The organism is Actinomadura sp. NAK00032, from assembly GCF_013364275.1.
Taxonomy (GTDB): domain Bacteria; phylum Actinomycetota; class Actinomycetes; order Streptosporangiales; family Streptosporangiaceae; genus Spirillospora.
In genome coordinates, this window is the sequence record NZ_CP054932.1 from 8312191 (window position 1) to 8325344 (window position 13154).

The 13154-nt window shown below is 72.4% G+C and carries 14 protein-coding genes; 6 read left to right on the plus strand and 8 right to left on the minus strand.

The features are described from left to right. The first annotated feature begins 76 nt into the window (after positions 1–76). Both HUT06_RS38085 and HUT06_RS38090 read left to right on the plus strand, forming a co-directional pair. On the plus strand, positions 77–535 hold the full coding sequence (locus HUT06_RS38085) for a CBS domain-containing protein (protein ID WP_176200143.1): 459 nt from the start codon (positions 77–79) through the stop codon (positions 533–535). A gap of 94 nt (positions 536–629) precedes the next feature. Next, positions 630–1913, plus strand: coding sequence for an SLC13 family permease (locus HUT06_RS38090; protein ID WP_176200144.1), 1284 nt, complete (start codon positions 630–632; stop codon positions 1911–1913). 38 nt (positions 1914–1951) lie between these two features. Here HUT06_RS38090 and HUT06_RS38095 read toward each other — a convergent pair whose 3' ends face one another. Then, complete coding sequence (locus HUT06_RS38095) at positions 1952–3337, minus strand: NAD(P)H-quinone dehydrogenase (RefSeq protein WP_176200145.1); 1386 nt, start codon at positions 3335–3337, stop codon at positions 1952–1954. 183 nt (positions 3338–3520) lie between these two features. Between HUT06_RS38095 and HUT06_RS38100 the strand changes: the two genes are divergently transcribed. The 3 genes from HUT06_RS38100 to HUT06_RS38110 all read left to right on the plus strand — a co-directional run bounded on the left by HUT06_RS38100 (position 3521) and on the right by HUT06_RS38110 (position 6462). Next, entirely contained in the window at positions 3521–3973 is a 453-nt protein-coding gene (locus HUT06_RS38100; protein WP_176200146.1) for a gamma-glutamylcyclotransferase, read from the plus strand. A gap of 63 nt (positions 3974–4036) precedes the next feature. After that, the gene (locus HUT06_RS38105) at positions 4037–4837 is read left to right on the plus strand and encodes a purine-nucleoside phosphorylase (RefSeq protein ID WP_176200147.1); all 801 of its coding nucleotides are present in this window, start codon (positions 4037–4039) and stop codon (positions 4835–4837) included. Beyond that, positions 4834–6462 (plus strand): phospho-sugar mutase, encoded by a 1629-nt coding sequence (locus HUT06_RS38110; RefSeq protein WP_176200148.1) that lies wholly within the window; start codon positions 4834–4836, stop codon positions 6460–6462. The genes HUT06_RS38105 and HUT06_RS38110 overlap by 4 nt, the downstream gene beginning before the upstream one ends. A 7-nt stretch (positions 6463–6469) precedes the next feature. On the opposite strand, the gene HUT06_RS38115 is transcribed toward HUT06_RS38110, so the two are convergent. From HUT06_RS38115 to HUT06_RS38135, 5 genes are all read right to left on the minus strand, one after another. After that, positions 6470–7114, minus strand: coding sequence for a PH domain-containing protein (locus HUT06_RS38115; protein WP_176200149.1), 645 nt, complete (start codon positions 7112–7114; stop codon positions 6470–6472). A 7-nt stretch (positions 7115–7121) separates the two neighbouring features. Next, positions 7122–8213 (minus strand): adenosine deaminase, encoded by a 1092-nt coding sequence (locus tag HUT06_RS38120; protein ID WP_176200150.1) that lies wholly within the window; start codon positions 8211–8213, stop codon positions 7122–7124. 128 nt (positions 8214–8341) lie between these two features. Continuing rightward, the gene (locus HUT06_RS38125; protein WP_176200151.1) at positions 8342–8698 is read right to left on the minus strand and encodes a cupin domain-containing protein; all 357 of its coding nucleotides are present in this window, start codon (positions 8696–8698) and stop codon (positions 8342–8344) included. A 77-nt stretch (positions 8699–8775) separates the two neighbouring features. Then, positions 8776–9606 carry an ABC transporter permease gene (locus tag HUT06_RS38130; protein WP_176200152.1) on the minus strand — a complete coding sequence of 277 codons (831 nt, stop codon included), beginning with the start codon at positions 9604–9606 and terminating at the stop codon, positions 8776–8778. Next, positions 9603–10574 (minus strand): ATP-binding cassette domain-containing protein, encoded by a 972-nt coding sequence (locus HUT06_RS38135; protein ID WP_176200153.1) that lies wholly within the window; start codon positions 10572–10574, stop codon positions 9603–9605. The genes HUT06_RS38130 and HUT06_RS38135 overlap by 4 nt, the downstream gene beginning before the upstream one ends. A gap of 329 nt (positions 10575–10903) precedes the next feature. Between HUT06_RS38135 and HUT06_RS38140 the strand changes: the two genes are divergently transcribed. After that, positions 10904–11659: a TetR/AcrR family transcriptional regulator gene (locus HUT06_RS38140; protein ID WP_176200154.1), complete on the plus strand. Its 756-nt coding sequence runs from the start codon at positions 10904–10906 to the stop codon at positions 11657–11659. A gap of 5 nt (positions 11660–11664) precedes the next feature. On the opposite strand, the gene HUT06_RS38145 is transcribed toward HUT06_RS38140, so the two are convergent. Both HUT06_RS38145 and HUT06_RS38150 read right to left on the minus strand, forming a co-directional pair. Continuing rightward, a complete protein-coding gene (locus tag HUT06_RS38145; protein ID WP_176200155.1) occupies positions 11665–12450 on the minus strand; it encodes an SAM-dependent methyltransferase in 786 nt (261 codons plus the stop codon). 64 nt (positions 12451–12514) lie between these two features. Further along, the gene (locus tag HUT06_RS38150) at positions 12515–13129 is read right to left on the minus strand and encodes a class F sortase (RefSeq protein ID WP_176200156.1); all 615 of its coding nucleotides are present in this window, start codon (positions 13127–13129) and stop codon (positions 12515–12517) included. Between the last annotated feature and the right edge of the window lie 25 nt (positions 13130–13154).

Below are 13154 nucleotides of genomic sequence, written 5' to 3' on the forward strand. Positions count from 1 at the left end.
AGGGAGCGCCGCCGGCGTCAGGAGGAGGAATCTATCAACCCGAAGAGCCAGGCTTTCCGGAAGCCGAAAGGAAGCAATGCAAGCGCGGGACATCGCCATAAAGGTGCCGACCGTGACGCGGGACGACTCGATCGCGCACGCGATACAGGTCATGGCGCTCGGCAGGCTGCCGGGACTGATCGTCGTGGACGAGGAGCAGCGCCCCCGGGTCGTCCTGCCCGGCACGCAGGTGCTGCGACTGGCGGTTCCCGTCGCCTACCAGGAGGACCCGGCGCTGACCCGGGTCGTGGACGAGACGCATGCGGACGTCTTCTGGCACGAGATCCGCGACAGGAGAGTGGGCGACTGCCTCGGCACGCACACTCCCCGCCCGGTCATCGTGAAATCCTCCGCGACGCTGCTGGAACTCGCCGCGCTCATGGCCCGGCAGCGCAGTCCCATCGTGGCGGTCGTGGACGACGCCGGCCTGCTCACCGGCGCGGTGATCCTCGATCGGCTGCTGTCGGCGCTGGCGCTCAGCCAGCCCGACGACTGACCCTCCCGCAACGCCCCGACCCACCGCCGCGCGGCGACCTCCGGAGGGGCCTCCGGAGGGGCCTCCGGACGGGCCTCCGGACGGGGGACCCGCGATGACGGCGGTGGCGGCGCTCGCCATCTTCGTCGTCGCGTTCTTCTTCATCGCCACGGAGAAGGCCGACAAGGTCAAGGTCGTCCTGATCGCGGCCGGGGCCATGACGGTGCTGGGGCTCACTCCCGGCGCCGGGGTCTTCTTCTCCGAGCACGACGGGATCGACTGGAACGTCATCTTCCTGCTGCTCGGCATGATGATCATCGTCGGGGTCATCAAGGGCACCGGGCTGTTCGACTACCTGGCGATCTGGGCGGCCAAACGCTCCAAGGGCCGGCCGTACCGGCTGCTGGTGATGCTCATGGCGATCACCGCGGTCGCCTCCCCGTTCCTGGACAACGTCACCACGATCATGCTGGTGGCGCCGGTGACGGTGGTGGTCTGCAACCGGCTGCGGATCCCGGCGCACCCGTACCTCATCGCCGAGGTGCTGGCGTCCAACATCGGCGGCGCCTCGACCCTCATCGGGGACCCGCCGAACATCATCATCGCCAGCCGGGCGGGGCTGACGTTCAACGACTTCCTCGTCCACATGGCACCGATCGTGGTGGCCGTCTTCATCGCGTTCGTGCTGCTGGCGCGGGTGCTGTTCCGCAAGTCGTTCCACTACGACGAGCGGTACGTCGCCGAGGTGATGTCGCTGGACGAGCGGAAGGCGATCACCGACCCGGCGCTGCTCGTCCGGTGCCTCGTGGTGCTCGGCCTCGTCATCGTCGGGTTCATGCTGCACTCGGTGGTGCACATGGAGCCGTCGATCGTCGCGCTCGTCGGCGCCGGCGTGATGCTGCTGGTGTCGCGGGTCGACGTCGGGGAGGTCCTGGACGAGGTCGAATGGCCCGTCCTGGTGTTCTTCGTCGGCCTGTTCGTGATGGTGGCGGGCCTCGGGCACACCGGCGTCATCGAGAAGATCGGCGTCTGGGCCGCGGACGCGGTCGGCGACAACTACTTCGCCGCCGCGACCAGCCTGCTGTTCGGGTCCGCCGTGCTCGGCGCGTTCTTCGACAACATCCCCTACGCGGCGACGATGGCGCCGATCGTGGAGGGGATGGCGGCGGGCGCCCCCGACCCGACGACCGCCGAGGCGCTGTGGTGGTCGTTCGCGCTGGGCGCCGACTTCGGCGGCAACGGCACCGCCGTCGCGGCGAGCGCCAACGTCGTCGCGATCGGCATCGCCGCCCGGACCGGGAACCCGATCAGTTTCTGGCAGTTCACCCGCTACGGCATCGTCGTCACCGTGCTGAGCACGCTGATGGCGTGGGTGTACGTGGCGCTGCGCTACTTCTAGCGCGGCTCCTGCGGGCCGGCTGGGGCCGGGCACGTCCTCTAGTAGGCGTGCTCGGCCATCAGCCGCCGGGACGCCTCGGTGATGCTGCCCGACAGCGACGGGTACACCGCGAACGTCTGCGCGACCTGGTCGACCGTCAGGTGCTGCTGGACGGCCACCGACACGGCCAGGATCAGCTCGCTCGCGCGCGGCGCCACGATGACGCCGCCGAGCACGATCCCCGTGGACGGGCGGCAGAACACCTTGACGAAACCGTCCTCGAAGCCCTGCATCTTGGCGCGCGCGTTGGTGAACAGCGGCAGCATGACCGTCCGGGCGTTGACGTCACCGGAGTCGACCATGTGCTGCGTCACGCCGACCGACGCGACCTCCGGGTCGGTGAAGATGTTGGACGCGACCCAGCCGAGCTTGAGCGGCTGCACGGCCTCCCCCAGCGCGTGCCACATCGCGATACGGCCCTGCATGCCCGCGACGGACGCGAGCATGAGCACGCCCGTGCAGTCGCCGGACGCGTAGATGTGCGGGACGGACGTCCGCGACACCTTGTCGACCTCCACGAAGCCGCGCGCGTCGCAGCGCACGCCGACGTCCTCCAGGCCGATCCCCGTGGTGTTCGGGACCATCCCGACCGTCATCAGGCAGTGCGAGCCCTCGATCTTCGTCCCGTCCTCCAGGGTGACGATCACGCCCGCGCCCGAACGCTCCACGCCCGCGGCCCGCGACCGCGACATGACGTTCATCCCGCGCCGCAGGAACACGTCCTGCAGGACGGACGCGGCGTCGGCGTCCTCCGTCGGGAGGATCCGGTCGCGCGAGGACACCAGCGTGACCTTCGACCCGAGCGACAGGTACGCGCCCGCGAGCTCCGCGCCCGTCACACCGGAGCCGACGACGATCAGGTCCTCGGGGAGCTCCGGCAGGTCGTAGAGCTGGCGCCAGTTCAGGATGCGCTCGCCGTCCGGCTCCGCGCCGGGCAGCACGCGCGGCGTCGCGCCCGTCGCGATGAGCACGATGTCGGCCCGGATGCGCCGGTCGCCGACCGCGACGACATGCGGCTCCACCAGCCGCGCCTCCCCGCGGACGATCTTCACCTCCTCGTAGGCGAGCCGTTCGGCGACGTCGAACGACTGGGCCCGCGCGAGGTCCTTCACCCGCTTGTTGACCTCGGCCATGTCGGCCTCCAGGGCGCCGACGATGCCGTCCGGGCCGCCGTTGAAGCGCAGCCCGAGGCCCGTCGACTCCGACATGACCGCCATACGGGTCGAGGTGGCGATGAGCGTCTTGGAGGGCACGCAGTCGGTGAGCACGCAGGCGCCGCCGGGACCGTCCCGTTCGATGACGGTCACGTCCGCGCCGAGCTGAGCCGCGACGAGCGCGGCCTCGTAACCGCCCGGGCCTCCTCCGATGATCACGATCCGGGTCACATCTTCCATTGTTTCCTACTCCCGACAGTGAAAAGTCCGGCTTCGCACCCACCCCGGCGTGACCTGTCCCCGCCGCGCACCCCGCGAGGGGACAACCCCCACACCCCCGCTCCAAGCGTGGCGCATCACTGTGGGGGACAACCCCCACACCCCCGCCTCAAACGTGGCGTAGCCTTGGCCAACGTGGCACTGTACGCGGCGTACGCCTCCAACATGGATCCCGAGCAGATGGCGAGCCGGGCTCCGCACTCGCCCATGCGCGGCACCGGCTGGCTGGCCGGATGGCGGCTCACCTTCGGCGGGCAGGACAAGGGCTGGGACGGCGCCCTCGCGACGGTCGTCGAGGAGGAGTCCGAGCAGGTCTTCGTCGTCATGTACGACGTGCCCGCCTGGGACGAGAAGGAACTCGACGCCTGGGAGGGGGCCGCGCTCGACGTCTACCGCAAGATCAGGGTCAGGGTGGAGACCCTGGACGGCGACGTCCTGTGCTGGATGTACGTGCTGGACGACTACGAGGGCGGCCTGCCCTCCGCGCGCTACCTGGGCATCCTCGCCGACGCCGCCGAGAAGGCCGGCGCCCCGGACGACTACGTCAAGGACCTGCGGACACGTCCTTGCAGGTCGCTTGGGGACTGAGGGTCGTCCCCCAGATAGACGCTGATCGGCCCACACCAGGAACCCGGCGGTAGTGTCGGCGATGTGAGCAACGACGCTTTTGCACTGGCACGGGCCTCCGCGGACGCGCTGCGCGACCGCACGTCCCTCGACGCGTTCGACGTCGCCCTCGTGATGGGCTCGGGGTGGGTCCCGGCGGCCGACAAGCTGGGCGAGCCCGCCACCGAGCTGACGGCGACCGAGCTGCCCGGGTTCGCGCCTCCGGCGGTGGAGGGGCACGCGGGGACGATCCGCGTCGTCGAGGTGGCGGGGCACCGGGCGCTGGTGTTCCTCGGCCGGACGCACCTGTACGAGGGGCGCGGCGTCGACGCCGTGGTGCACCCCGTCAGGACGGCGCTGGCCGCCGGGGTGAAGACGGTGGTACTGACGAACGCGGCGGGCGGGCTGCGGCCCGAGCACCAGAGCGTCGGCGACCCGGTGCTGATCGCCGACCATCTGAACCTGTCGGGCGCGAACCCGCTCACCGGCGCGACGTTCCTGGACCTCACCGAGGCGTACTCGGGACGGCTGCGCGCCCTCGCCAAGGAGGTCGACCCGACGCTCGCGGAGGGCGTGTACGCGGCGTTCCGCGGCCCGACCTACGAGACGCCCGCCGAGATCCGGATGCTGCGCACGCTGGGCGCCGACCTGATCGGCATGTCGACGGTGCTGGAGACGATCGCGGCGCGGCAGGGCGGCGCGGACGTCCTCGGGATCTCGCTGGTCACCAACATCGCGGCCGGGCTGTCGGACGAGCCCCTCGACCACGAGGAGGTCCTCGCGGCGGGACGCGCGTCCGCCGGGCGCATGGGCACGCTCCTCGCGACGGTCCTGGCGAAGCTATGAGCGACCTCCGCGCGCGCGCCGAGGAATGGCTCGCGCAGGACCCGGACCCGGACACCCGCGCCGAGCTCCGCGCGATCCTGGACCGGGGCGACGACGCGGCGCTCGCGGCCCGGTTCGGGTCCCGGCTGGAGTTCGGGACGGCGGGCCTGCGCGGCGAGTTGGGCGCCGGCCCGAACCGGATGAACCGGGTGACGGTCATGCGCGCCGCCGCCGGGCTCGCCGCCCGGCTGCCGCGCGGCGGCCGGGTCGCCGTCGGCTTCGACGCGCGGCACGGCTCGCGCCGGTTCGCCGCCGACACGGCGGCGGTGCTCAGCGGCGCGGGGCTGCGCCCGGAGGTGTTCGCCGAGCCCGTCCCGACGCCCGTGCTGGCGCATTTCACCCGGTCGTTCGACGACATCGTGGCGGGCGTCATGGTGACGGCCAGCCACAACCCGCCGCGCGACAACGGCTACAAGGTGTACTGGTCGGACGGCGCGCAGATCGTCCCGCCGACGGACAGCGAGATCTCCGCCGCGATCGACAAGGTCGGACGGGTGGACGAGCTGCCGCTCGGCTCCGGCTGGCCGGTCCTCGCCGACGCCGGCCTGTACCTGGACGCGGTGTCGTCGCTGCGGCTCGGCGGCGACCGCGACGTCTCGATCGTCTACACGCCGATGCACGGTGTCGGCCGGGACGTGCTGCTCGCGGCGTTCGAGCGGGCGGGCTTCCCGGCCCCGGCCGTCGTCCCCGAGCAGGCGGAGCCGGACCCCGACTTCCCGACCGTCGCGTTCCCGAACCCGGAGGAGCCCGGCGCCCTGGACCTCGCGCTGGCACTGGCCGGGGAGCGGCGGGCCGACCTGGTGATCGCCAACGACCCGGACGCGGACCGCTGCGCCGTCGCCGTTCCGTCCCCGTCCGGGTGGCGGACGCTGACCGGCGACGAGGTCGGCGGGCTGCTCGCCGAGCACGTCCTGCGGCACACCACCGGCGATGACCGCCTGGTCGCCACCACGATCGTGTCGTCGTCGCTGCTGCGCTCGATCGCCGCCGCGCACGGGGTGCGGTTCGCCGAGTCGCTCACCGGCTTCAAATGGATCATGAAGGCGGGGGTTCCGGGTGACCGGCTGGTGTTCGGCTATGAGGAGGCGCTCGGCTACAGCGTCGGCGACGACCGCGGCGTCCTCGTCAACGACAAGGACGGCATCGGCGCGGCGCTCGCCGTCGCGGCCCTGGCCGCCGAGGCGAAGCGGGAGGGGCGCACGCTGCTCGACCTGCTCGACGCGCAGGCCCGTGAGTACGGCCTGCACGCCACGTCGCAGCTCTCGGTCAGGGTGGACGACCTGTCGCTGATCACCGCCGCCATGACCCGGCTGCGCGCCGCTCCCCCGGCGGAGCTCGCCGGGCGCCGCGTCGAGTCGTTCGACGACCTCGCCCGCCCGGCGGACGGCCTGCCGCCCACCGACGGCCTCCGCTTCCGGCTGTCCGGCGGCGCCCGCGTGGTCGTCCGGCCCTCGGGCACCGAACCGAAGCTCAAGTGCTACCTGGAGGCCGTCCTCCCGGTGGAGGACGACGTCGCCGCGACCCGCGCGCGCGCCGCCGCCGAACTGGACGCGCTCCGCACGGCTCTCTCCACCGTCCTCGCCTAGCGGGCGGTCAGCCGACCAGCGAGAGGATCAGGGCGACGATCACCGCGGCCAGGGGGACGGCCAGGGCCGCCACCGCCGGGATCGACCAGGCGACCGTGCCCCTGGCGGTCTCGGCCTGCTTCGCCGCGGCCGCCCGGTCGGGGGCGCCCGACTTGGCCCGCGGGCGGTGCCGGTCGCGCAGCTCGTTGAGCTGCTGCGCCGCGAATGCCGTCGGCGTCCGCCCCCGCAGGTCGAGGCCCGCGCCCTGGTTCTTGCGCGCCTGCTTCTCGGCGCGGGACTCGGCCTTCGCCTGGGCGCGCGGCGACGTCTGGTGCACCCAGGCGCGGGTCTCCACGTCCGTCCCGTCCGGGCCGGTGAAGCGCACCGTCACCGCGTTCTTGCCCTCGATGTTGCGGATCGCCGCCCACGGCGCGCGGACGTCCCGCAGCGGGTTGCGGACGGTGACCCCGTCGTCGTCCCCGATGATCGCGGGGCGCAGCCCGACCGTGTAGGCGATCCCGCAGCCGAGCAGCAGCAGGAACGCGATCGTGAACGTCGTCAGCGAGTACTCGGGATCACCGGTGATGCCGACGAACAGGTCCACGAAGTTGAGCAGGGCGAACACGAGCCACGCGTAAGCGGCGACCTGCCCGCCGGTGGAGCGAATGGTCATGGCTCGATCATGCCAGGGGCCGGGCGCCGCTCCACTTGAGCTGCGCGAAGCCGGGCTTGATCACCCCGTTGATCAGTTCGAGCCGCTCGTTGAACGGCACGAACGCCGACTTCATCGCGTTCACCGTGAACCACTGCAGGTCGTCCCAGCCGTAGCCGAACGCCTCGGTGAGCTTGGCGAACTCCCGCGACAGCGACGTCCCGCTCATCAGCCGGTTGTCGGTGTTCACCGTGACGCGGAAGCTGAGCCGGCGCAGCAGCCCGATCGGGTGCTCGGCGATCGACTTCGCCGCGCCCGTCTGGATGTTGGACGTCGGGCACATCTCCAGCGGGATCCGCTTGTCCCGGACGTAGCCGGCGAGCCGGCCGAGCCGCGCGTCGTCGCCGTCCGCCTCGATGTCGTCGATGATCCGCACGCCGTGGCCGAGCCGGTCGGCGCCGCACCACTGGATCGCCTGCCAGATCGACGGCAGCCCGAAGCCCTCGCCGGCGTGGATGGTGAAGTGCGCGTTCTCCCGCTGGAGGTACTCGAACGCGTCCAGGTGCCGGGTGGGCGGGTGGCCGGCCTCGGCGCCCGCGATGTCGAACCCGACGACGCCGAGGTCGCGGTAGCGGACGGCCAGCTCGGCGATCTCCATGCTGCGCGCCTGGTGCCGCATCGCCGTGACCAGCGTCCCGACCCGGATGCCGAAGTCGGTGCGGGCCCGCGCGAACCCGTCCAGGACGGCCTCGACGACCTGCTCCAGCGTCAGGCCCCTGCTCAGATGCTGCTCGGGCGCGTACCGGACCTCGGCGTAGACGATGCCGTCGTTCGCGAGGTCCTCCGCGCACTCGTAGGCGACGCGGGTGAGCGCCTCGGCGGTCTGCATCACGCCGACGGTGTGGGAGAACGTCTCCAGGTAGCGTTCCAGCGACCCGGAGTTGGCCGCCTCCTCGAACCACGTCCGCAGCTCGTCGGGGTCGGTGGCGGGCAGGTCGGCGTAGCCGGTGTCGCGGGCCAGCTCGATGATGGTCGCGGGCCGGACGCCGCCGTCCAGGTGGTCGTGCAGCAGCACCTTCGGCGCGCGCCGGATGTCCTCAAGAGTCGGCCGCTCGTTCATCCCTCGAATTTACCCGGACGCACCCGCGACCACCTCGTCAATTCTCGCCGACGCGGCCGAGGGGGAAGCCGAGGGGGAAAGGGCGCGGCCGGTGGGCGGGCCCACCGGCCGTTGGCGCGGCTCGCCGGTCAGCCGGCCTTGGCGTACTCGCCGATGCCGCCGGCGAAGTCGAACATGACGCAGGGCTCGTCGCCGATGACCCACGCGTCGTGGCCGGGCTCGACGACGAACACGTCACCGGGGCCGACCTCGCCCTCGGCGCCGTCGCTCATCTGGATGCGCATCCGGCCCTGCACGACATAGCCGTTGTGGTGCACCTGGCACAGGTCGGTGCCCGCGATGTCCTTCACCGACTCCGTCCAGCGCCAGCCGGGCTCGAACGTCGCCTTCCCGAAGACGAGACCGGACAGGTTGACGACCTCTAGGTGGCCCCTGGGGAAGTCGCGCCGGTCGTCCGGCTTCTCGATGCTCTTGATCTCGGTCATGATGGGTCCCCCTTTTCACCATCACCTCCCACGCTTGCACCGCCCCTGACCTGCGTCAAGACGTGCCGGACGACGGATCAGCGGCCCAGCCGCCGGTACCGCAGGACGGCCAGCGGCAGGAAGATCGCCGTGATGACGGCGGGCCAGACGAGCGCCATCAGCAGGGCGTTCTGCTCGACCCACGTACCGCCCACGGCGGCCGGGTTGCCGAACAGCTCGCGGGACGCGGTGACCGTCGCGGAGACCGGGTTCCACCGCGCGACCGCGCCCAGCCAGTCCGGCATCAGCGCCGGCGCCACGAACGCGCTGGAGATCATCGCGAACGGGAACGCGACCGCGAACAGGCTCCCCGCCGCCTCCTCGTTGGGGACCAGCAGGCCGAGCAGCACCCCGATCCAGATCAGGGCGAAGCGCAGCAGCAGGAACAGGCCGAACGCCGCGAGCGTGCCGAGCACGCCGCCGCTGGACCGCCAGCCGATCGCCAGCGCGGTCAGCGCCAGCACGACGAGGTCGAGGGTCGCGCTGATCAGGTCGCCGACGCCGCGCCCGGTCACGGTCGCGGACGACGCCATCGGCATGGAGCGGAAGCGGTCGGTGACCCCGCGCGTGCTCTCGTAGACGACGGCGTACGCGGTGTTCATGAACCCCATCGCCATCGTCATCCCGAACATGCCGGGCATCAGGAACTCGCGGTAGTCGCCCCCGCCGGGGACGGACATCGCGCTGCCGAACACGTAGCCGAACAGCAGCACCGACACGATCGGGAACCCGAGCTGCCAGGCGATGTTGCTCGGCTGCCGGGCGTAGTGCGTGAGGCCGCGCACGACGATCGTCCAGCAGTCGGCGACGGCCCAGTAGAGCCGCTCGCCGACACCCTCGTCGACGGCCCCGCGTTCCACGGCGCTCATGCCGCCACCTCTTCCTTGTCGGCCTTCTCGGTGCGGTGGCCGGTGAGGCGCAGGAACACCTCGTCCAGCGTGGGCCGGCGCAGCCCGATGTCCTCGACGGCGATCCCGTCGTCCTGCAGCGTGCGGGCGACCTCGGTCAGCGCGGCCACCCGGTCGGCGACCGGCGCGTGCACCCGCGCCGCCTCCGCGTCCACCCGCGGCTCGGCGGACGCCGCGCGGGCGACCACCGCCGCCGCGGCGGCCAGCTCCGCGGGATCGCGCACCACCACCTCGATCCGGTCGCCGCCGATCAGCCGCTTCAGCGACTCCGGCGAGCCGTCGGCGATGACCCGGCCCCGGTCGAGGACCGCGATGCGCCCGGCCAGCCGGTCGGCCTCCTCCAGGTACTGGGTCGTCAGCAGGACGGTCGTGCCCTGCGCGACGAGCGAGCGGACCGCGTCCCACACCTCGTTCCGGCCGCGCGGGTCGAGCCCGGTGGTCGGCTCGTCCAGGAACAGCACGTCCGGCGCGAGGATCATGCTGGCGGCGAGGTCGAGGCGGCGCCGCATCCCGCCGCTGTACCCCTTCACGCCGCGGTCGGCCGCGTCCAGCAGGTCGAACCGCTCCAGCAGCTCCTCCGCGCGCTCGGCCGCGCGCCGCTTGCCGAGGTGGAACAGCCGGCCGAACATGCGCAGGTTCTGCCGCCCGGTCAGCACCTCGTCCAGCGCGGCGTGCTGCCCCGCCAGCCCGATCCGCCGCCGCACCGCGCGGGGCCGCGCGGCGACGTCGACCCCCGCCACCTCGGCCCGCCCACCGGTCGGCCGGGCGAGCGTCGACAGGATGCGCACGGCGGTCGTCTTCCCCGCCCCGTTCGGCCCGAGCAGCCCGTACACCATCCCCTTCGGCACCGAGAGATCGAACCCGTCAAGCGCCCGTTTCGCCCCGTACTCCTTGCGAATCCCCACCGCAAGGATCGCGTCCTCCGCCATGCCACCCTCCACTTCGCGTATCATATACGCGATTTAACGTACACCATACCCAAAGTCTCTCGACCTCAGCCGCACCCCAGGCTCGAACCTCAACCACCGGTTCACGGGGCGGGCGGCCGGAGGGCGCCCAGCGCCCGGAGGCCGCACGGCCCGCCGGACGAGAGGCCGTTTCGCGAGACGCGCCAGCGGCTCGGGAAACGGCCTCTCGTCCGTGACGGGGGTTCCAGGGGGTCGCCCCCCTGGACAAACAGGGGTCGCCCCCCTGGGCGATAACTTCTTTCTGTGCGCCCGCTGGCGCACCGGCTACTGGGAAGAGCGGACGGACGGGCATGGCATCGGAGCGCGGCGATGGGCGGGATCTCGGGCGGAGTCTGAAGCTGCTGTGGGGCGACCGGGTCCGGCCGCCTCGGGGGCGGCCGCCGGGGCTCACGCTCGACCGGGTCATCGCGGCGGCCGTCGAGGTCGCCGACGAGCTCGGCGAGACCGAGGGGCTCGACGCGCTGTCGATGCGCTCCATCGCGACCCGCCTGGGCGTGGGGACGATGACGCTCTACCGCTACGTCCCCGGCAAGAGCGAACTGCTGGATCTGATGCTCGACCACGTCACCGCCGTCCCCGAGGATGCGGAGCCGGACGCGGCCGGACGGAGCTGGCGGGAGATCCTGGCGGACGAGGCGCGCGGCCATTGGCGGCTGTGCCTGGAGCACCCCTGGTATCCGTTCGTCGACCAGAGCCGTCCGCTCCTAGGGCCCAACTCCATGCGCGGGCTGGACAGGCTCCTCGGCATGCTGCGTCCGACGGGCGTCGACGACCGCACGCTGATGATGATGGTCAGCGTCCAGAGCGACTACGTGGAGAGCGTCGCCCGCCGCTACATCAACGAGCGCAGGGCCGAACGCCGGACGGGCCTCAGCAACGAGGAGTTCTGGGCCGCCCAGGGCCCGTCCCTGGAGGCGGCGATGCTCAGCGGCGACTTCCCCGTCATGGCGCAACTCTCCGAGAACGTCTTCGACTTCTCCTACGAGGAGCTCTTCGAGTTCGGCCTCGACCGCCTCCTCGACGGCTTCGCCGACCACTTCGGCTGACCGGGTCAGTCCTTGCGGGCCAGCCCGGCGTAGTAGTACACCTCGTGCGGGTCCGCCGGGGGCGTGTCGGGACGCCATGTCGCGAGCGGCACCGCGCCCGGCGGCAGGAGCGTCGCCGGGCCGAACAGCGCGGCGAACTCGTCCCGTGTGCGCGACACCAGCGGGATGCCCGCCGCGTTCGCCGCGGCGTTGGCGGCGGCGACGGCCTCCGGGTCGAAGTCGGCGGTCGGGTGCGAGATCGCCACCGTGCTGCCGGCCGGCAGCCCGCCGAGCAGCGTCGCGACCCACCGCTCCGGGTGCCGGTCGGGCGGGAAGTACATCAGCAGCGCGACGACCATCAGCGCGACCGGACGGGTCGGGTCGAGCGTCGCGGCGAGCAGCGGATCGCCGAGGATCGTCTCGGGCTCGGTGAGGTCGCCGTGCAGGCAGGCGACGCCGGGCACGTCCGCGATCATGGCCCGCGCCTGCTCGGTGACCAGCGGGTCGTTGTCGACGTAGACCACGCGGACGGACGGGTCGATCCCCCGCGCGATCTCGTGCAGGTTCGGCGACGTGGGGATCCCGCTGCCGATGTCGAGGAACTGGGTGACGCCCGACTCCACCAGGTGCCGCGTCGCCCGCTCCATGAAGGACCGGTTCGCGCGGGCCATCGCGGGCAGGGCCGGGATCGCCCGGACCATCGCGTCCCCGAGTTCCCGGTCGGCGGGGAAGTTGTCGGACCCGCCGAGCCAGTAGTCGTACACGCGGGCCGGGTGCGCGACGGAGGTGTCGAACTCCGGGGAGGCTGCCATGCGCGGTCCTCTCACGATCGGCTGGTCCGATCCTCGCACCGCACGCGCGGCGCCGGGAAGCGACCTACCTGACCGAGGTCTCAGCGGCGTAGACGATGACGTTGTCCCGGTAGCCGTGCGCCGCCCGGTCGAAGGCACCGCCGCAGGTGACGAGCCTCAGCCCGGGGCGGTCGAGGGGACCGTAGACGCGCCGGGTGGGGAACCGGTCCTTGGCGACCCGCTCGACGGACTCGACGGTGAACACGGCCACGCGGCCGTCCGCACGGGTCACCTCGATGCGGTGCCCGGGGCGCAGCCGGCCGAGGTCGTAGAAGACGGCCGCCCCCGCCGCCGAGTCGACGTGGCCGAGGAGCACGGCGGCGCCGCGCTCGCCGGGGCTCGGCCCCAGGTCGTACCAGCCGGCCTCGCCCGGACGGTCCGCACGCGGCACCTGGACGGAGCCGTCCGCGTCGAGGCCCAGCCGGACCAGCGGAGCGCGGACCCCGATCGCCGGGACGGCCACCTGGACGGGCACCGAGCGCGGCAGCACCGGCCCGGCGGGCCCGGCGGGCCGGGTGGCCGCCGCCCACGCGGGCGGTCGCGGCGGGCCGCCGGGGCCGCGCAGCCCCAGCGCGATCACCGCGAGACCGGCCGCGAGCAGCACCGCTGCCGGCGTCCATAGGCCGGCCTTTCCTCGCATCCCCGCTCACCCACTTGGAAATGAT

Excerpts from the sequence above, each read along its gene's own strand:
- HUT06_RS38085 (WP_176200143.1), top strand. The coding sequence starts at position 77 with ATGCAAGCGCGGGACATCGCCATAAAGGTGCCGACCGTGACGCGGGAC.
- HUT06_RS38090 (WP_176200144.1), top strand. The coding sequence starts at position 630 with ATGACGGCGGTGGCGGCGCTCGCCATCTTCGTCGTCGCGTTCTTCTTC.
- HUT06_RS38110 (WP_176200148.1), top strand. The coding sequence starts at position 4,834 with ATGAGCGACCTCCGCGCGCGCGCCGAGGAATGGCTCGCGCAGGACCCG.
- HUT06_RS38115 (WP_176200149.1), bottom strand. The coding sequence starts at position 7,114 with ATGACCATTCGCTCCACCGGCGGGCAGGTCGCCGCTTACGCGTGGCTC.
- HUT06_RS38120 (WP_176200150.1), bottom strand. The coding sequence starts at position 8,213 with ATGAACGAGCGGCCGACTCTTGAGGACATCCGGCGCGCGCCGAAGGTG.
- HUT06_RS38125 (WP_176200151.1), bottom strand. The coding sequence starts at position 8,698 with ATGACCGAGATCAAGAGCATCGAGAAGCCGGACGACCGGCGCGACTTC.
- HUT06_RS38130 (WP_176200152.1), bottom strand. The coding sequence starts at position 9,606 with ATGAGCGCCGTGGAACGCGGGGCCGTCGACGAGGGTGTCGGCGAGCGG.
- HUT06_RS38135 (WP_176200153.1), bottom strand. The coding sequence starts at position 10,574 with ATGGCGGAGGACGCGATCCTTGCGGTGGGGATTCGCAAGGAGTACGGG.
- HUT06_RS38140 (WP_176200154.1), top strand. The coding sequence starts at position 10,904 with ATGGCATCGGAGCGCGGCGATGGGCGGGATCTCGGGCGGAGTCTGAAG.
- HUT06_RS38145 (WP_176200155.1), bottom strand. The coding sequence starts at position 12,450 with ATGGCAGCCTCCCCGGAGTTCGACACCTCCGTCGCGCACCCGGCCCGC.
- HUT06_RS38150 (WP_176200156.1), bottom strand. The coding sequence starts at position 13,129 with ATGCGAGGAAAGGCCGGCCTATGGACGCCGGCAGCGGTGCTGCTCGCG.